Origin of the sequence: Streptomyces sp. NPDC127177 (assembly GCF_042672475.1) — a bacterium.
GTDB lineage: Bacteria > Actinomycetota > Actinomycetes > Streptomycetales > Streptomycetaceae > Streptomyces.
This window is the reverse complement of sequence record NZ_JBHXUW010000012.1, coordinates 55,836-73,081: the sequence shown is the minus strand read 5'-3', so window position 1 is coordinate 73,081 and position 17,246 is coordinate 55,836. Positions and strand designations below refer to the sequence as shown.

Genomic DNA, 17,246 nt, shown 5'->3' with positions numbered 1-17,246 from the left:
TTCCGTTACGCTTCGACATTAGACCCGCCTCTCGCTCAAACGCAAGGAGTCGTTTCTGTTTATAATCCGGTCATGCCCCGGCTCAGTGATGCAACCCGCGCCCAGCGGCGCCACCACATCCTCGCCAGCGCCTGGCGCTGCTTCTCCGAGAACGGCTTCCACGCCACCTCGATGGATGAGGTGATCGCCGCGGCAGGCGTGTCCTCCAGCGCGGTGTACCGGTACTTCCGCAGCAAGGACGAGCTCATCGACGCCACCGTTGAGGAAGGCATCATCCGGGTCCGCGACATCTTCGAGCGCCTGCTGGCCGACACCCCCACACCGACGCCCGCGCAGACGCTGGAAACCCTCGTCGGTGAATTGCACAGCCGCACCAGCAACCCTGAGTACGACCTGTCAAAGCTCGCCGTGCATACCTGGGCCGAGGCCCTGCGCAATCCGAGCCTGCGCGAGCGCACTCGCGACCGGTACACCGAGACGTGTACGCGCATCACCGAGCTCGCCACCCGATGGCAGGCCGAGGGGCACTTGTCCCCCGACAGCGATCCGGAAGCGGCCGCGGCCACGGTGTTCACGCTGATGCACGGGTTGATCGTCTGCCATCACCTGGCCGCCGATGTCCCCGCAGACCAACTCGGCCACGGCCTCACCGCCTTCGGCGCCGCCTTGGGCCCGCTGCGGGCCGCCCAGTAGGAACCGTCATGCAGTACGCAGTCGTCGTCTGCCAGATCCTCGCTCTCTGCGGCCATGGCAGGTGGCCTGAAGATGCGGCCGGTGGTAGCGGCCGCCACCTGGACGGGGCCCAAGCGCGTCCACCTGACCGAAGTTGAGGTTGTGCAGCTCGTCCACCACGACTGGGTCGACGTGGACGTGCGAGGCGGTGGCGCAGACGGCGTCGACGATGTCGGTGTGGGTGGCCCTGGCCGGGAAGGACAGCCCGAAGAAGCGGGCGAGCTCTTGCGCGAGCATCTTCGGTGTGGCCGCCGATGGGACGGTGACATAGACGACCGGCAGCCGGGCCCGGTTGTGCGGGTGGCGCTTGCGGGTGGCCAGCTCGTGCGCGCGCCCGAGTTGGGTGAGCGCGGTCGTCGTGCCCGTGCCGGAGGCGCGGGAGAGGATCACGCCGCGTCGGGCGGAGACCTGGTGGCGGTTGAGCTGGATCAGCAGCCGGGCGGTGGAGATCACCTTCCGGATCGTCGGGGTGTTCACCAGTGGCAGTCCGCGTGATACTCCCGCCGCCGGTCGTCCGCCCGGTCCGTTCCCGGCCGGTCAGCGCGGCCCGCTCGGCGGCGGGCAGCAGCTTCGGCGGGATGGTCGCGTGGTTCGACGTAGCGGCGCCAGCCCTCCTTGGTCGTCAGCGGGGAGTCCGGCGGCGCCTGTTCGTCGGTGTCCGGCTGCGGCGGTGTGGCCGCGGGCGTGCTCATAGCCACCTTTCGGCTTCGGCGTGGGCGTCGAAGACCTCGAAGGGCACCACCTTCGCGGACGGCGTGGAGTCGGGCTCGGGGTCGGGCGTGTTCTCGGTCTCGGGTGCCGCTGCGGGCGCCGGGAGTGCGGCGGCGGTACGGGTGCGGCCGAGGACCCGCGCGGTGCGGATGTCCCATCTGTGCTCGGCCCGGGTCAGCAGGGCGTCCAGGACGCTCGCGACGTCGGCTTCGTTCGAGTCGTCCAGGCCGGCCGCGGCGGCCATGCGCCGGGCGTGGTCCCAGGTGAAGTCCGCGAAGAGGGCGTTCACCAGGGGCAGGTTGGCCAAGGGTGCGGTGATCCAGCCGCCGGGTGGTGCGGACGAAGACGCGGGAGAGGTCGTAGGGGTCGTGGTGCACCTCCCACAGGCCCTTCTTGGCCGCGTGGCCGGAGATCCCCACCACCGCCGGATAGAAGTCCAGCGGCATCACCTGGTCGCGATCCAGTCAAGACTCGTCTCCCCGACGTGCCTGCCGGTGGTCGCCGACCACCACAGTCCCGGCAGGTTGCGCTGTCGGCGGTACGACGCAAAGGCGCGTCCGGGAAGGGCGTGCTCGAAGGGAACCGCCCAGACCGCCGGCAGCGGGCGCCGCAACTCCGTCCCGTCCGGGGCGATGTACGCGACCTCGACCCCGGTCACGGGCAGCCCGGCAGAACCGCCTGACATGACCTCTAACGCACGTACCATGACCAGCTACCCTGGCTGTGTCAGTTCTCAGGGGAGTCGTTTGTCGGTGACTTCGGGAGTCGTTTTGGTTCCACGGGCATGATCAATGTCGGTGAGTTTTGATGTCATCCGCGCTATGGCGTCGACAGACGATGACCTTACGACAGATCGTCCAGTAGGCAGCCGAGGGTAATCTCCTGTTGTGATCGATACTTCGTCTCCGCGCGCCGTGGTTGTGCTGCCGGGTGGGTTGGGCGGCCCGTTCGCCCCGCTTCCGTTGTTTGCGACCTCGGCCGCAGAGGCCCGCGGCGCGCAGGTGCATCGCGCGTGGTGGGAGGCACCGGCTGGTCTTCAACCATCGGAGCGTGCTGGATGGGTCGTGCCGCGGGCGACCCCAGTGCTTGACGAGGCGGCAGCCGCTGTTCCCGGAGGATCAGTGTTCGTCGTCGGCAAGTTGTTGGGGAGTGCTGCCGCCTCGCTCGTCGGCAAACGTGGCTTCCCGGCTGTGTGGCTGACCCCGCTTCTCACCGATCCGCAGGTAGTGGCGGGACTCCGCGCCGCCCGAGCTCCGTTCATGCTCGTCGGAGGAACCTCGGACGCGTGGTGGGACGGAAAGGTCGCGCGCGAGCTCACGCCTTTCGTGCTCGAAGTCGACGGCGCGGGTCACGGGATGGAAGTACCGGGCCCCCTCGCTGCTTCCGCAGCCGTGCTCGGCCGGGTCGCCACGGGGATCGAGCAGTTCCTCGACGAAACCGTATGGCCCCGGTCACGCTGAAGCCCTCCGACGGTCCGCCACGAGGGGCACGCGTTTTCTGACCTCGATGACTTCGGAGGAGCGGTGGTCCGGGGCAGGCCGGTCAGATAGCTGCGCGTTCAGCCTGGGCCTTGGTGTGGGCCAGGCGGTAGGACTCGGTGCCGGTCTGGATGATGGCGCCGTTGAAGGTCAGCCGGTCAACTATGGCCGCGCAGAGCCGAGGGTCGGTGAACGTCTTTGTTCAGCCGCTGAAACTTTCGTTCGACGCGATCGCGACGCTGTTTTTCTCCTCGCGTTCGGTCAATACCTGGAAGAGCAGTTCAGCGCCGCGGCGGTTGAGCTCCATGTAGCCGAGTTCGTCAATGCATAAGAGATCAACGCGGCCGTAGCGGGCGATGGTCTTGGCCAACTGCTTCTCGTCGGCGGCCTCGACCAGCTCGTTCACGAGCTTCGTGGCGAGTGTGTAGCGGACGCGGTAGCCCTGCATGGCAGCCTCGGTGCTCAGCGCGATCAGTAGGTGAGACTTCCCTGTGCCCGAGTCGCCGATCAGGCAGAGCGGCTCGCCCTTCTTGACCCAGTCGCAAGTAGCCAGACTATTGACGGTGGCCGGGTCGATGCTGGAGTTGGCGTCGAAGTCGAAGGCCCGCAAGCTCTTGTCCCGGGGGAAGGAAGCGGCCTTGATGCGGCGCTCGGAACGCCGGCGGGCCCGGTCGTCGCACTCGGCCATCAGCAGCTCGGCCAGGAACGCCCGATAGGACATCTGGTCGCGGGCGGCGCCCCCGGCCAGGTCGTGGAACTGCTGCCGGATGGAGGGCAGCCGCAGCAGACGGCAGGCCTGGTCGATCGAGGCGATGGCGGCTTCTTCGGTCAGGCCGCGCTTGCGCAGTGTCATGATCCCTCTCTCTCGTTCCCGGCCATGCGGCCGCTGCGGTGCAGGAGTTGGTCGTAGTGGGCCACCGACGGCAGCGGCCGGTCGTCGGGCGGGAGGTGGGACAGCTTCCAGTCGGACAGGTGCGTCACCGTCGCAGCCGGCCCGTAGGCCGGGTCCACGGGCCAGACCGGCAGGGGCGGCTCGGCGGTCTCGCCCTCGGCAGCTTTGCGGGCTTCCAACGCGACCGCGTCCGCGGTCAGCGCGCCCGCCCGGTAGGCGGCGGCAAGCCCCGCGACAACGTGTTCGTGTTCCATGTGGCGGGCCAGCAGCAGCACCTCTATCAGCGTGCGGGTGCCTGCCGCCTCGCCGTGCGCGGCCCGCACTGCCGTCCACCACTTGTCGTGGACGGGGGTGAACCGGCCGCCGGAGCGGGCCTGCTCCAGCGGGGTCGAGCCGGGAAACGCACCGGGCTTGCGCAGCAGGGCCTCCAGGTAGTGGTCCAGCACCAGGCGGGATCCGCCGCGGCCGGCGAGCCGCGTGACGTGGCACGACGGTCCGGCGTCAGCGCCCGCATGCTCAGGCACTACGACTCGCTCGGCCTGGTGCGCCCAACCGGGCGCAACGAGTCCGGTTACCGGGAGTATTCCAGCGAGGACATCCAGCGGATCTTCCACATCGAGAGCCTGCGGTCGCTGGGGCTGTCGCTGCGCGAGGTCGGGCGCGCGCTGGATGATCCCGGCTTCAAGCCCTCGGAGCTCGTCGACGGCCTCATCGGCCGGACGCGAGAGCGCATTGCGGCAGAGGCGGCCCTGCTCACACGGCTGAGCCGGATCGGCGCCGCGGAACCCGCCGGCTGGGAGGACGTCCTCCAGACCGTTTCGCTCCTCCAGGCGCTCGGGTCCAGGAGCCCCGGAACCCGCCGGCGTGCGGCCCTGTCCTCGGTAGACGAGGTCCCGGTGCCGATGGAAGCGCTCGTCGAGGCGGCGCTGAGCGAGACGGACCCGAATGTCGCCGGAGCCCTGCGCTGGGCTCTGGCCCAATCGAGGGACGGCGGACTCGTGCTGCTGGGGGACGGCCTCGGCTCGCCGGTGGCCGAAGTGCGCAGTTGTGCCGTCCAGGCCATCGCCGAGATCCCGGACGGCGTGGCGACCGCGCTGCTCCGGGATGCCCTCACGAACCCGGACATCGTGGTCCGCGGGTACGCGGCCCTGGGACTAGGGGCACGTGGAGTGGCCGACGCCGTCGCGACGCTCGTCGACATGGTCGCCGGGGGAACGAACGGCGTCGACGCGGCTGATGCGCTGAGCGCGCTGGCGGACCGCTCCGCACCGGCGGACTGGATCGCGGCCGGGCTCGTCGATCGTCTCGCCCACGTCACCGTTGACCCGCCCGCGCGCCTCCGGGTGGCACAGGCGCTCGCGGACATCCCGGGAGCCGCGGCGTCACGCGCCCTCGCGGATCTCTCGTACGACGAAGACCGCGCCGTCGCGCTCACCGCGGCATACGTTCTGGAAATGCGCGACGCAGGGTGACGGCACTTGCCGGGCTTCGCGTGCACGGGCCCGGAGCTGCCACCCGCCTCACGCAGCCGGGGCGTCCACCACCCACCGCAAGGCTCGACTCTCGAGCTGAACCGCACGTCGAGGGTTCACGTCGAGGGTTCGGTCCCCGGAGGGGGCGCCCTCGGGGGACATGGTCCCATTCGGAGTCAGCCCAGCCGAGTGAGATCAGGCCGCAGCCGTTGCCAGACGGGATGACGCAGACGGCCCGCGCCGGTCCACTCCGATGCGGTGACCTCCGCGACCAGCCGGGGCTCGGCCCAGTGTGCTCCGGCCACGCCGACCCGGTCGGCGAAGGGTGAGGTCGAGCGTGAGAGGACCGCCAGATAGGCGGCGAGCTCGCCGAGTTCGCGTTCGGACATGCCCGATCCCACGGATCCCGCGTACCGCAGCCCTGCCGGCCCGTCCACACCGACGAGAACCGCCCCCGGAACACCCGCGGCGGCACCCCGTCTCTGAGTCCAGCCACCGATGACCACATCCAGGGTGTCCACCCGCTTGGTCTTGCGCCAGTTGGCCGACCGCGTCCCCGGTGTGTAGACGGACGAGAGCCTCTTGGCGACCACACCCTCCAACCCCTCACGCACCACCGCGTCCCAGACCTGGGCGCTGTTTCCGTGGACGTACGCCGGCGCGGACCAGTGGGCACCGGCCAGCCCCAGCGCGGAGAGGGCCTCGCGGCGCTCGGCATAGGAGGAGCGGAGCAGGGTGCGTCCGTCGAGAAACATGACATCGAAGATCATCAAATGGGCGGGGAAGTCCCGTGCCAGGCGGGACGAGCGGCGTGCGTCGGCCACGCCCATCCGGTTCTGAAGCAGGCCGAAGTCGGACCGCCCGGATGCGTCCAGCACCACGACCTCACCGTCCAGGACCGTACCGTGCCCGCGGAGAACGCCACCCAGTGCCTGTAGCTCCGGGTAGGTGACGGTGACGTCGTTGCCGGCTCGCGAGGTCAGCCGGACGGTCCCGTCGCCCGTCGTGCTCAGAACGCAGCGCGCTCCGTCCCACTTGGCCTCGAACGCCCAGTCGGCGTCGGGAACGGGCAGCGGACCCGGCACGGCCAGCATCGGTGCGATCGATGGAGGCGACCAGGGAGCGGCGGCAGGATTCGGGGCCATGACATCGATGATCGGACGGCCGGCGGAAGTGCGCAGGCCAGGGCGTGCGGGGGAGTCCCGTACGGGCGCGCGGTGATCCCGGGCAGGACGAGGCCGCCACAACGGGCCGATCGGCCTCCCCGGAATTCGTCGTGCGTCAGATCCGCGCGGCGCCCCCGTCGCGGGCGACCTTACGGGCCCACAGGACCAGAGGAATCTGCAGCGGGAGCCTGCCGAAGGCCGCGGCCCTCGGCAGGGCGGGGCGATGCCGCCAGTCGACGGCCATCTGGACATTGGCGGGAAACACACCGACGAAGAAGCCGGCCGTCACCCGCGCCGCGGTGCGCCGCGTGCGCGGGTGGACGAGTCCGGCGGCGAGTGCGCACTCGACCACGCCGCTCGCGTACGTCCAGGCGCGCGGGGTGCCGGGCAGGACCCTCGGCACCGTCCCGTCGAAGACCTTGGGAACGGTGAAGTGCAGAGCTCCGGCTCCGGCCATCAGCCCGGCGAGGAGGAAGGGGGAGTACGTGGCCCGGGACATGGGTCTCCTTCGAGGTGGGTTCCTGACAGGCTGTCGTTCCGGGCGCAAGGGGAATGCGGGCGAGAGACCGTGGGTGACGACTGAGCCTCCGCTCGGACTCCTGCCCCGGCGCCCTGGCCCGGTCCGGCTATTTCGACGCACTCCGGTCGGGCCCCGGGTCCACACTCCGTCCAGGACCTGCCGTCCCGTCGTCGACAGCAATGCCCAGGTGCCCGGCCACGGTGGTGAGAGCCGCCCCCAACGGGAGTGCGACGCGGGTGACGGCGTGCCGGTCGCCCCGCGTCGGGTCCCGGTTGACGATCAGCACCGGCTTTCCGCTCTCGGCCGCCTGGCGCACGAACCGGAGCCCGGACATCACCGTCAGCGAAGACCCCAGGACCAGTACCGAGGCCGCGCCACGGACCAGTTCACGGCAGTGCTCGACCCGCCGAGGGGGTACGGACTCGCCGAAGAACACCACGTCCGGTTTGAGGACGCCGTCGCAGACCGTGCAGGACACCACGTGGAAGTCCCCGACCTGCTCGTCGGTGAGGTCGGCGTCACCGTCCGGGTTGATCGCGGCGGCCACCGGCCTGAAGCCCGCGTTCGCCTCCTCCAGACGACGGGCGAGTTCGCGCCGCAGGGTGAGGTCGCCGCAGGACAGGCACACCACCCGGTCCAGCCCGCCGTGAAGTTCCACGACGTCCTCGCTGCCCGCGGCCTGATGCAGTCCGTCGACGTTCTGCGTGATCACACCCGAGAGCAGACCGTGCCGCCCGAACGCGGCCACCGCCCTGTGCCCGGCGTTGGGACGCGCCCGGCCGAAGGTACGCCAGCCGAGGTGGCTGCGTGCCCAGTACCGGCGCCGCGCCTGGGCGTCGGCCGTGAAGTCCTGGTACGTCATCGGGGTGTGCCGGCTCAGGCTCCCGCCCTCGCCCCGGTAGTCGGGGATACCCGACTCCGTCGAGATGCCCGCCCCGCTGAGCACCAGCACACCGCCGGTGCCCAGGGCACCGGCGATCGGCTCCGGATCCGTCGTGGCGGGCGGCAGGTCCTCGGTGGGGGCCCAGCTCAGAGTGGGACGCATGCGCATGCGTCCAGGGTACGGAACGGGCTGCCGCCACCCGCCCGCGGCGTCGGTGGTGCCGTCCCGCCAGGAGTCTCCGGTGCCGCCCACCCGAGGCCCTCCCACCCCCTCCGCTACAGCTCGTCGCCGAAGGCCTCGGCCAGCTCGCGCCACTCGGCCAGCGGCAGACCCGCGCCGCCCTCGTCGGCGGTGAGCACCTGAAGAGCGACGTGGTCGGCGCCGGCGTCGAAGTACTGCCGCGTCCGCGCCTTCACCTGTTCCGCGTCGCCCAGGGCGAACAGGGCGTCGAGGAGACGCACGCTGCCGCCACCCTCGAAGTCCTCCTCCGCGAAACCCAGGCGCAGCAGGTTGTCGGTGTAGTTGGGCAGCCCTAGGTACATCGCCAGCATGTTCCGCGCAGTGGCGCGGGCCCGGTCGAGGTCGGTGTCCAGGACCACGGAGAGCTCCGGGGCGAGCAGCGCGTCGGGGCCGAGTGCCTCGCGTGCTTCCGCCGTGTGTTCGGCGGTGACGAGGTAGGGATGTGCGCCCAGCGCCCTGCCGGTCGCCAGCTTCAGCATCTTCGGTCCGAGGGCCGCGAGTACCCGGCGGCCGGACCGCACGGGCGGGGTGGCGGCGTCCAGCGCGTCGAGATAGGCGACCATCGCGCTGTACGGCTTCGAGTACTGGGGCACCATCGGGCCGTGGCTGACGCCCAGGCCGAGGACGAATCGTTCACGATCACTCGGGTCGATCGCAGCGATCCGCTCCGCCACGGCCTGGGCCGTGTGGTCCCAGATGCTCAGGATGCCGGTGGCCACGGTGACCGTGCGGGTGGCGGCGACGAGGGCCGCCGCGTCGTCGGGTGAGGGACTGCCGCCGATCCAGAGCGTCCCGTACCCCAGACCTTCGAGCTCGGCGACCGCCTCCGCGATCGACCGCCTTCCCGCGTCGTCCGTCCGCGATCCGTGCAGAGCTCCGCTCCAGATGCCGACCCGTCCGAATGCCTCGTGCGTCTCAGGAGTCATGCTGTGATCAACAGCGCTCCGTGCCCGCTATTCCCGGCGAGGCAGGACCGGTGCCTTCCGCGTACTTCCGTACGTGACCGCGGGTGGCGGCTTCGGCTCATTCCGTTGCGGGCCGGCACTCTGTGAGCAGGCCGGGCCATGTCGCGCCAGGCCCGTCGCGCGTGCTCGCGGTGGTAGCCGACGCAGGGGGACAATGGCTCCGGCCGGCCGGCCAGCCGGCGGGTGGTGGTCCGTCCGTGGTTCGGCAGGCGGCACATCCGGTGCCGCGTGGCCGACACCCCGCAGCAGGCCGGGACTGGCGACAGGTCCATGACCGACTCGACGAGCGTCGAGGAGACCACGACGCAGGGAGCGGCGCCCGCACCGGGAAGCAACGGGGCCTGCCCCGCCTGCCCGCGAGCCCCTTCGGCCCCGAGGGGTCAGTAGCCCTGCGAGACCAGGAACGAGTCGAAGTCGAGAGCGAAGGACCGGGCTTCGGCCGCGTGGCCCTCGCTGCCCCCGTCGACCAGCACGAAGATGCAGATGCCCTTCCGGGTCCGCACCACCCACATGCTGCGTTCCCCGTCGCGCAGCATCACCAGATCGAGTTCGGTGCCGGTCACCGCGTCCGTGACGCGCTCCAGGCTCTCGCGGTGCCACACCACATCCGCGAGCCGCAGACTCCGAGCAGGAGCCGTGCCCTCGTCGGCCGTCCACAGCGCCTCGACGTCGGCCTGGTGCGGGACTCCCGGAGCACCGGAGTCCGGCTGCCCTTCCCCTTGTTCCGCAGCACGGCCGAAGTACTGCCGGCCGTCGTCGCTGTCCTCGGCGTCGCGGCCGACGACGGCGAAGAATCCCGACGCGGCCGAGAAGGCCCCCGCCGCTCGTACGGCGGGGTGCCTCTCACCGAGTGCGAAGTGGGTTCTGAGGACTTCTTCCCATTGCTCGGTCACGGGAGACATCAGCATCGGCCTTTCGTCGGTGTCGTTCGGGTCCGGATCGCAACGCGCCCTACCGGTCGGGAAGCAGGGAGCGTGCGGACCCGGCGGCGGAGTGCACGGCCCGGCCGGTACCGCTCACGGCGTCCGACGCGCTCGCGCCCACACTGCCGATCGCCGCGTGCACATGCCCGCCGGTCTTCGACGTAGCTCTGTAGGCGTGCTTGCGCCCCCTCTTCGCCGCCGTGCGGGCACGGTAGGCCGCGGACGGCTTGCCGTGCGTATCGGCGGCGGCGAGCAGCAGCGCACCGAACAGGCCGACGCGCTGGACGAAGCCGATGCGCTGGTCCTTGCGCCGCTCGGGATCCTCTTCCTTCCACCACGCCTGCTCGGCAAGGGTCGCCGGCACGAGGCTCGCAGCGAGGACGAGCGACGCACTACGAGGGCAGCGGCCCAGCGCGAGCAGTCCACCCGCACCGATCTGCACGGCAGCGTTGATCCGCACCAGTTGCAGCGGATCGTCAACGGGGGAGCCCAGTCGCTGGGCCAGCGACACGGCGCCGGTGGCGAGAGGACGTGGACTGCGCAGCGCGCGCGCCCCGTCGGTGACGAACGGGGTTGCCAGCAGGGGCCGGGCGATTCTTCTCAGGACAGCCATGGGTCCACGTGTGCCCCTGGAGTCGGATGTCATACGCGCCGGATCAAGAAGTCAGGCGGGTGCCCCACCGGAACTCACCCGCGCGGCGCACCGGTCCCACGGCCGGGCGCCACGCCAAATCCGTGTCGACGCCGTCAGCCCCGGCGTGATCGGCACACCCGCCTACAGCCGGACGGGGGTGTCTCCCAGGAGACGCTGGAGCAGTGGAGCGCGGACATCCACCCCGTCCGGGTGGGCCTTCGTACCCGGGCGGCGGGCCTGCCCATAGATGAGGGCCGCTGGGAGAATCCCGCGGTCTCCTGCCGAGGAAGCCGGTACTGGTGCGGCACGGCGACGTCGTCGCGGGTACGAGAGCCCGGCCGTGCCCCGACGGCATTACGCCGAACAGGGGAGGAAGGCTGCGGTGGAGGCGTGGCCCCCCGGTCTGGCATCGGGACCGGCCGAGGATGTGGTGGTTGTGGGGGACCGAACAGACACGGCCGAGTGCGGGAGTTCATGTGGCGGATGCGACGGGTCGGTCAGCGGCGGACGGAGCGGGCGTCCGGGCGGAGTTGCGTGATGCGATCTCGACCCGTGCCGTGCTCGTCATGGTGGGGGTGCTCCTGCTCCAACTGGGCTTCGCCCTCTCCTACATGGGGGCCTTCCACGCCCCGAAACCTCACCGGATCCCGATCGTGGTGGTCGCGCCGGCAGCCATGGAGAGGGACTTGGTGGGCCGGCTCAACGCACTGCCGGGTGATCCTCTGCTCGTCAGTGCCGTCGCGGACCGGGCCCAGGCCCGGACCCGGCTCCTGGACCGGCGCACAGACGCGGCCCTCGTCGTCGACGCGGCCGGGCGCACCGACACCCTGCTGGTCGCCTCGGCAGGCGGGACTTCGGCCGCCGACGCCGCGACGAAGGTCGTGCAGACGATCGAGCGAGACCGGAACCGCGACATCGTGGTGCGCGACATCAGGCCGCCGGCGGCGGGGGACTCACGAGGCCTCTCGTCCTTCTACCTGGTCCTCAGCTGGACGATCGGCGGCTATCTCGCCGCCTCGGCCCTGAACATGGCAGCCGGTTCCAAACGCCCCACCCTCCGCCGCATCCTCGTCCGGCTCTCGGCGATGGTGCCCTACGCCTTCGTCTCCGGTATCGGGGGCGCGATCATTGTCGGACCCGTGCTGCACTGCCTGCCGGGCGCCTTCTGGGAACTCGTCGGCATCGGCACGCTGGTGGTGTTCGCCTCCGGAGCGGTGGGTGTGGCCCTGCAATCCCTGGCGGGCACGGTCGGCCTCGGCCTCACCATCCTCATCTTCACCATCCTCGGCAATCCCAGCTCGGGCGGGGTGTACCCCGCATCCCTGCTGCCGCCGTTCTGGCGCGCGATCGGTCAGGCTCTGCCGCCGGGTGCCGGCACGACCGTGGTGCGCAACACCGTCTACTTCGACGGCAACGCCACTACCGGCGCCTTGTGGATCCTCGGTGCCTGGGCCTTCGGTGGAATCGCCGCCGCCATCCTGTCGGCCGCCATGCGCGACCGGCGCCGCTTCGCGCGCACGAGGGCCGAAGCCACAGGCTGAGCCGAAGTCGCAACCTGAGCCTCAGCCTGATCCAGAAGCTCGGCCTGATCCAGGACCTCGGCCGGAGGCCGAAGATTCGCCCCGGCGGACCGCAGTGAGGCGGGCACCGCAGTGGGGCGGGCACCGCAGTGAGGCGGCGACCGGACCGGCGAGGTCGCGCAGTGGTCGCGCGGCCACGAGAGGGCGCCCCGCCCTGCCGGGAAGGGCGCCCCCTCCGGCGCTCAGCTGTAGTAGTCGATCTTCTCGTCGAGAACCTTCATGGCCCGGCGCAGCGCCGCTACCCGCTGCTCCAGGGCGGCACGCCGTTCACGGAGGAAGACCACACGGTCCTCCGCAGGATGCTCGGCGCGCAGGATGGCGACAAAACCCCGCAGGTCCGCGATGCCCAGGCCGGCCTCCCGAAAGCATGTGACCAGGCCGATCCAGAAGACGTCGCTCTCGGTGTACTCCCTGCGCCCGCCGACGGAGCGGCGGATCGGGCCGATGAGCCCCTCGCGCTCGTAGTACCGCAGCGTGTCTATGGAGACGCCGGTGCGGTCGGCAGCCGCCGCCGGGGTGAGGGTGGCCAGGGGGGTCATGGGGCTCCTTCTGTGACTGCCGCTACCGTGCTTCGGCGAACCGCGCCAGGTGCTCGTCGTCGAGCCGCAACTGACGTGCCGCGAGTGCCTCTTCGATCTGTTCCACCCGGCTCGCGCCGACAATGGGATCGATCCCCTGCCGCATGAGCCATGCGAGGACGACCTGGTTGCGTGTGGCCGAGAGCTCTCCGGCGACATCGTCCAGGACCGCGAGCACCCGGGCGGTCCCGGGGTGATCATAGGTCGACGGAAGCGGCTTGTCCGGGCGCACGTATGAACCCCACATGAGCGAGCTGTACGACCAGACGGCGAGCCCCTCGGACCGGGCGAGGTCCAGGTCCTCGGCGGCGAGCATCCGGTGGCCGGACTCCGCGACGGGTGTGAGCGGGCGCGGCTGCACGAGCGAGTGGCGCAGTTGCAGGGACGTCCACGGTTCCACGCCCTCCTCACGGGCGAGCGAACGGGCCCGCTCGACGCGCCAGGCGGCATGATTCGCCGCCCCGACCCGTAGGGCCAGTCCCTTCGCGACCACACTGCCGAAGGCGCCGACCGTCTCGTCCAACGGCACGCTGCGGTCCTCGGCATGGGCCCAGAGCAGATCGACGTGATCGACTCCGAGGCGCCCCAGACTCTCCTCCAGTCCGGCACCGATGGCGTGGGCGGATAGCCCTTCGGCACTCTCCGGCCAGCTGTGCGCGACGAGCGGGTTCTGCCGGACCTTGGTCGCGATCCGTACCGCGTCACGCCGGCCCGGGCGGGCCGCGAGCCATGCGCCGATGGTGCGCTCGCTGGCGCCGCCGACACCACTGGGGTCGGCCCAGAAGGAGTAGCAGTTGGCAGTGTCCAGCCAGGTCCCGCCGCCCGCGACGAATGAGTCGAGGACCGCGAAGGCCTGGTCGCGGGCAACGCGGGTGCCGAAGTCCATGGTGCCGAGGACGATTTGGGGGTCGTTGTTGTTCATGCCGACCATCCTCGGATCTGGAGCGCGCTCCAGGTCAAGAGCAGTTCTGACGAACGGTCGATTGCCTCGGTCCGGCGCCCCGGCACCGCCGCACCCGGGCACCTGTGGGGGAGCGGCGGCCCGGCGCTGCGGCGAATGGGACCATGAGGCCCGGTCCTCAGCTCCGGGTGCGGCGGCGGCGCAGTGCGGTGAAGCCGAGCGCGCCGGTTCCGGCAGCGAGGAGGGCCGCCGCGGCCACGGCGGTCGCCGACGTACCGCCGCTCCCGGTCTCGGCCAGTTGCGTGGTCGTTCCGGAGGACGTCGCAGTGGCCGTGGGAGCCACGGCCGTGCCGGATGGCGTGGCCGACGTGGAGTGCGTGGCCGACGCGCTCGGTCCGGCCGTGCCGGGTGCCGTCGCCTTTACCGTGAGGGACGCCGAGGCGTCGCAGAAGGTGGTGCCACGGAACGGGGTCGATCCTTCGTTGACGAACGCGCAGGGGCTCACCGTGGTCTTACCGCTCGGCGCGTCCTTGCGGTAGGTGACGCGGACCTTCACGGCTGTGGTGCTGTGCGCCGCCATGGATGCGTCCTTGCCGAAGACGTCGAAGCCGTACACGTCCGGTTCGGCGTCGGAGGTACGCGGTTCGAGCGTGGTCCAGGTCCCCGAGCGGAGCACCTGAACGGTGGTGTGCCGGTTGGTGAACAGCACGCCCGTCACGTTCTCGTACGCCGATGCCGTCGGGTTGGAGACCGTGGCCCGGAAGGTCACGCCGGGCCCGCCCGCGACGGCGGTGGTGGGTACGCCGGACAGCTCGGTGCCGAGCCCGCCGACCTTGACGGAGTCCTCATCGGTGTCGTTGGCCGCGCCGGAGGCACCGTAGGAGATCAGGGTCGTGAGCTTCAGATGGTCGGTGCCGCCGTTGCTGTCGCCGTTGTGCGGGGTGCCCACGGGCAGGCCGAGGCGCAGCTGCACGGTCCGCGACCGGCCGGCGGCCAGCGCGAAGGTCTCGGGCAGTTCGCCGGAGAACTCCGTACCGTCCATGGTCAGTGGCACCGACTTCCACTTCTCCCCGCTGAGCCGGTACTGCAGGCTGACGGCGTTCGACGGCAGGCCGTTACCACCGTCGACGCGGTAGATCAGCCGCGCCGAAGAGGCTTCGTACGCACCGGTGTTGGATGCCGTGGTGGTGAAGGCGACCGGGAGGCCGCCCAGTCCGACCTCGGCCGGCGCCGCGGTGGCGACGGCCAGCGCCGGCGGCTGCGAGTCGGCGGCGCTGGCCGCGGGTGCCAGGACGGCTCCGGTAGTGGCCAGTAGCAGGCCGGCTCCTGCGGCTGTGACGGACGAACACAGTGTGCGTGCGGTGGTGTTCACGTTTCCCCCGGAATGCGTGTGCGGTGCGGTTGGTGGCCGCATCCGATGGCGGGGAGCGGTCTCGCCCGCCTCTCGCACAGTTGGACACGCCGCTGCGGCACCCGGTTGTGATGTCCTTTGCGACGGTTCTGTAACCGGTTGGCCGGTTGGCCGGTTGTGGGTCGAGCGTCCCCGTACGGGATACGATGCCGGCCGGCCGGTGTGCGCAGGAGACGGTCAGGGGTTGTTCAGGTACGTGAGGACGGCGAGGACGCGGCGGTTGTTGTTGTCATCGTCGGTGATGCCCAGTTTGCCGAACAGAGAGGTCGTGTACTTGCTGATGGCGCTGTCGCTGAGGAAGAGCCGCCGGGCGATGGCCTGGTTGGACAGGCCCTCGGCCATGAGTCCGAGCACGGAGTGCTCGCGCTCGGTGAGCCGTTCGAGCCGCCGGTTCGAGGACCCGCTGGAGAGCAGTCTGGCGATGACGGCCGGGTCCATGGCAGTGCCGCCGCCGGCGACCCGCTCCACGGCCTCGATGAACTGGTCGGCGTCGAAGACGCTCTCCTTGAGGAAGTAGCCGACGCCACCGGCACCGTCCGCCAGGAGTTCGCGGGCGTACAACTGCTCCACGTACTGGGAAAGGATGAGTACCGGCAGCCCGGGTACCTCGCGGCGGGCGGCGAGAGCGGCACGCAGGCCCTCGTCCGATTGCGACGGCGGCATGCGGACATCGATCACGGCGACGTCGGGCCGCCATGTCCGCAGTGCTTCGAGTGTCTCGGGCCCGGTGGCGGCTGTTCCCACCACCTGGTGTCCGCACGCCTCGATGAGGCGGACCATACCGTCGCGCAGGAGGTAGAGGTCTTCGGCTACTACGATTCGCATGGCACCATCATCCTCACCCGCGTCGGGCCGCCCGCCGGGCTGGTGATCTCCAGACTGCCGTCGAAGACGGCCAGGCGACGACGGAGCCCCGCGAGTCCGCCGTCCTCACGCGGTACGGCTCCGCCACGGCCGTTGTCGTCCACATCGATGACGATGCCGGTGGCGTCCTGCGTGATGGAGATCCCGGCTCGCGTCGCGGCTGCGTGCTTGACGGCGTTCGTCAGCAGTTCGGCGACCGCGAAGTACAGGGCGGATTCGACCGGCGGATCCGGGCGGAGCCGCAGGTCGGCGTCGACGGCCGTTTCGAGCGTGCTGTCCAGGGCGAGGGCGCGGACGGCATCGACGAGCCCGCGGTCGTTCAGCACGGGTGGGTTGATTCCCTGGACGAGTTCGCGCAGCTCGGCCAGTGAAGCGGCAGCACCGGACCGGGCCTCCCTCATCAGTCCCCTGGCCCGGTCGGGATCGGTTTCCATCAGCTTCTCCGCAGTCGCCAGAGAGAGCCCGAGTCCGACAAGACGGGCCTGCGCCCCGTCGTGCAGGTCCCGCTCGATCCGGCGGATCTCGGCGGCCTGGGCGACCGTCGCGTCCGCGCGCTGTGCGGTCAGCTCATCCACCCGGTCCGAGAGCGCCATTGCGGATGACGGGCGCAGGAAGCGGACGGCCACCGGTTCGAGGCACCGCCAGGCGTACGGCGCCACCGCAACGGCCACGACCAGGCCGAGCGCCCCGATGCCGCGCGCGGCGGGCCCCGGCCGGCCGAGCCCGATGACCGCCACGACCACCCCGGCCGGCGCAAGGGAGGCAACCGCGCCCGCGGTGAACGGCACGATCGCCATGAAGCGCAGGTCGCGCCAGTTGGCCGGGTCCCTCCACCGGACCCGCCAATTCTGGTCCATGAGAGCGTCCCGGCGGGTGCGCTCGTAACCGAAGCCGTTCCACCAGTACCCGGTCGACATCCGGGTGACCGGCCCGGCCTGCCGGTACCCGGCCGGGATCACGGTGCCGGCCCACCGAGCGACGAGGAGGCGGACCATCCGGCAGACAGGGCGGGCCAGGGCGAGCGTGCCCCCGCCCACCTGTACGGCCGGAGCGAGCCACGACCACGGGTTCCCCGCTCCCCACCGGATCCCCAGTGCCACGGCGGCGGCCCACACCGCGGGAACCAGCATGCTGACACCCGCCACCACACACGCCCGTACGAAACCGACACCGGAACGCCCCAGCCACGCACCCAGCTGTCTCATGATTCTTCCTCCGTCTTCCGTCCGGTGCCTCCACTCTGCACCGGGGAGCGCCTGCCGCTGCCCTGATCAGCCGGGCAGTGGGGCTGGACCC

General features: G+C 70.8%; 20 protein-coding genes and 1 pseudogene. 4 read left to right on the top strand and 17 right to left on the bottom strand.

The window, feature by feature from the left end; genetic code table 11:
- The first annotated feature begins 72 nt into the window (after positions 1 to 72).
- Positions 73 to 693 carry a TetR/AcrR family transcriptional regulator gene (locus ACFVJX_RS10600; protein ID WP_384126606.1) on the top strand — a complete coding sequence of 207 codons (621 nt, stop codon included), beginning with the start codon at positions 73 to 75 and terminating at the stop codon, positions 691 to 693.
- Positions 694 to 699: 6 nt separating this feature from the next.
- On the opposite strand, the gene ACFVJX_RS10595 is transcribed toward ACFVJX_RS10600, so the two are convergent.
- The 4 genes from ACFVJX_RS10595 to ACFVJX_RS10580 form a co-directional block, all read right to left on the bottom strand.
- Entirely contained in the window at positions 700 to 1,185 is a 486-nt protein-coding gene (locus ACFVJX_RS10595) for a TniB family NTP-binding protein (RefSeq protein ID WP_384126604.1), read from the bottom strand.
- A gap of 20 nt (positions 1,186 to 1,205) precedes the next feature.
- On the bottom strand, positions 1,206 to 1,424 hold the full coding sequence (locus ACFVJX_RS10590) for a hypothetical protein (protein ID WP_384126603.1): 219 nt from the start codon (positions 1,422 to 1,424) through the stop codon (positions 1,206 to 1,208).
- The gene (locus ACFVJX_RS10585) at positions 1,421 to 1,750 is read right to left on the bottom strand and encodes a hypothetical protein (RefSeq protein WP_384126602.1); all 330 of its coding nucleotides are present in this window, start codon (positions 1,748 to 1,750) and stop codon (positions 1,421 to 1,423) included. The genes ACFVJX_RS10590 and ACFVJX_RS10585 overlap by 4 nt, the downstream gene beginning before the upstream one ends.
- 138 nt (positions 1,751 to 1,888) lie before the next feature.
- Positions 1,889 to 2,128 carry a hypothetical protein gene (locus ACFVJX_RS10580; protein WP_384126600.1) on the bottom strand — a complete coding sequence of 80 codons (240 nt, stop codon included), beginning with the start codon at positions 2,126 to 2,128 and terminating at the stop codon, positions 1,889 to 1,891.
- A 436-nt stretch (positions 2,129 to 2,564) separates the two neighbouring features.
- On the opposite strand from ACFVJX_RS10580, the gene ACFVJX_RS10575 reads away from it, so the two are divergent.
- Entirely contained in the window at positions 2,565 to 2,903 is a 339-nt protein-coding gene (locus ACFVJX_RS10575; protein WP_384126598.1) for a hypothetical protein, read from the top strand.
- 82 nt (positions 2,904 to 2,985) lie between these two features.
- Here the strand turns inward: ACFVJX_RS10575 and istB are convergent.
- Both istB and ACFVJX_RS10565 read right to left on the bottom strand, forming a co-directional pair.
- A pseudogene (istB, locus tag ACFVJX_RS10570) lies at positions 2,986 to 3,774 on the bottom strand (IS21-like element helper ATPase IstB).
- Positions 3,771 to 4,259: a hypothetical protein gene (locus ACFVJX_RS10565; protein ID WP_384126597.1), complete on the bottom strand. Its 489-nt coding sequence runs from the start codon at positions 4,257 to 4,259 to the stop codon at positions 3,771 to 3,773. Before ACFVJX_RS10565 ends, istB begins: the two are co-directional and overlap by 4 nt.
- A gap of 66 nt (positions 4,260 to 4,325) precedes the next feature.
- On the opposite strand from ACFVJX_RS10565, the gene ACFVJX_RS10560 reads away from it, so the two are divergent.
- Positions 4,326 to 5,285, top strand: coding sequence for a HEAT repeat domain-containing protein (locus ACFVJX_RS10560; RefSeq protein ID WP_384126653.1), 960 nt, complete (start codon positions 4,326 to 4,328; stop codon positions 5,283 to 5,285).
- A 176-nt stretch (positions 5,286 to 5,461) separates the two neighbouring features.
- On the opposite strand, the gene ligD is transcribed toward ACFVJX_RS10560, so the two are convergent.
- The 6 genes from ligD to ACFVJX_RS10530 form a co-directional block, all read right to left on the bottom strand.
- On the bottom strand, positions 5,462 to 6,430 hold the full coding sequence (gene ligD / locus ACFVJX_RS10555) for a non-homologous end-joining DNA ligase (protein WP_384126596.1): 969 nt from the start codon (positions 6,428 to 6,430) through the stop codon (positions 5,462 to 5,464).
- Positions 6,431 to 6,566: 136 nt separating this feature from the next.
- Positions 6,567 to 6,950 carry a hypothetical protein gene (locus ACFVJX_RS10550; RefSeq protein ID WP_384126594.1) on the bottom strand — a complete coding sequence of 128 codons (384 nt, stop codon included), beginning with the start codon at positions 6,948 to 6,950 and terminating at the stop codon, positions 6,567 to 6,569.
- Between the two features lie 127 nt (positions 6,951 to 7,077).
- Positions 7,078 to 8,022 (bottom strand): NAD-dependent protein deacetylase, encoded by a 945-nt coding sequence (locus ACFVJX_RS10545; RefSeq protein WP_384126593.1) that lies wholly within the window; start codon positions 8,020 to 8,022, stop codon positions 7,078 to 7,080.
- 107 nt (positions 8,023 to 8,129) lie between these two features.
- Entirely contained in the window at positions 8,130 to 9,020 is an 891-nt protein-coding gene (locus tag ACFVJX_RS10540; RefSeq protein ID WP_384126591.1) for an LLM class F420-dependent oxidoreductase, read from the bottom strand.
- Positions 9,021 to 9,439: 419 nt separating this feature from the next.
- Entirely contained in the window at positions 9,440 to 9,961 is a 522-nt protein-coding gene (locus ACFVJX_RS10535; protein WP_384126652.1) for a hypothetical protein, read from the bottom strand.
- Between the two features lie 49 nt (positions 9,962 to 10,010).
- Positions 10,011 to 10,595: a DoxX family protein gene (locus tag ACFVJX_RS10530; protein ID WP_384126590.1), complete on the bottom strand. Its 585-nt coding sequence runs from the start codon at positions 10,593 to 10,595 to the stop codon at positions 10,011 to 10,013.
- Between the two features lie 551 nt (positions 10,596 to 11,146).
- Here ACFVJX_RS10530 and ACFVJX_RS10525 point away from each other — a divergent pair.
- Positions 11,147 to 12,157: an ABC transporter permease gene (locus ACFVJX_RS10525; RefSeq protein WP_384126651.1), complete on the top strand. Its 1,011-nt coding sequence runs from the start codon at positions 11,147 to 11,149 to the stop codon at positions 12,155 to 12,157.
- Positions 12,158 to 12,378: 221 nt separating this feature from the next.
- Here the strand turns inward: ACFVJX_RS10525 and ACFVJX_RS10520 are convergent, their stop codons facing one another.
- The 5 genes from ACFVJX_RS10520 to ACFVJX_RS10500 all read right to left on the bottom strand — a co-directional run bounded on the left by ACFVJX_RS10520 (position 12,379) and on the right by ACFVJX_RS10500 (position 17,155).
- Positions 12,379 to 12,726 carry a MerR family transcriptional regulator gene (locus tag ACFVJX_RS10520; protein WP_384126649.1) on the bottom strand — a complete coding sequence of 116 codons (348 nt, stop codon included), beginning with the start codon at positions 12,724 to 12,726 and terminating at the stop codon, positions 12,379 to 12,381.
- Positions 12,727 to 12,757: 31 nt separating this feature from the next.
- Complete coding sequence (locus ACFVJX_RS10515) at positions 12,758 to 13,696, bottom strand: aldo/keto reductase (protein WP_384126589.1); 939 nt, start codon at positions 13,694 to 13,696, stop codon at positions 12,758 to 12,760.
- Between the two features lie 157 nt (positions 13,697 to 13,853).
- Positions 13,854 to 15,047 carry a hypothetical protein gene (locus ACFVJX_RS10510; RefSeq protein ID WP_384126587.1) on the bottom strand — a complete coding sequence of 398 codons (1,194 nt, stop codon included), beginning with the start codon at positions 15,045 to 15,047 and terminating at the stop codon, positions 13,854 to 13,856.
- A gap of 216 nt (positions 15,048 to 15,263) precedes the next feature.
- The gene (locus tag ACFVJX_RS10505; protein ID WP_384126585.1) at positions 15,264 to 15,911 is read right to left on the bottom strand and encodes a response regulator; all 648 of its coding nucleotides are present in this window, start codon (positions 15,909 to 15,911) and stop codon (positions 15,264 to 15,266) included.
- Positions 15,899 to 17,155, bottom strand: a complete 1,257-nt coding sequence (locus ACFVJX_RS10500; protein WP_384126584.1) for a sensor histidine kinase — start codon at positions 17,153 to 17,155, stop codon at positions 15,899 to 15,901. The genes ACFVJX_RS10505 and ACFVJX_RS10500 overlap by 13 nt, the downstream gene beginning before the upstream one ends.
- Positions 17,156 to 17,246 lie beyond the last annotated feature (91 nt).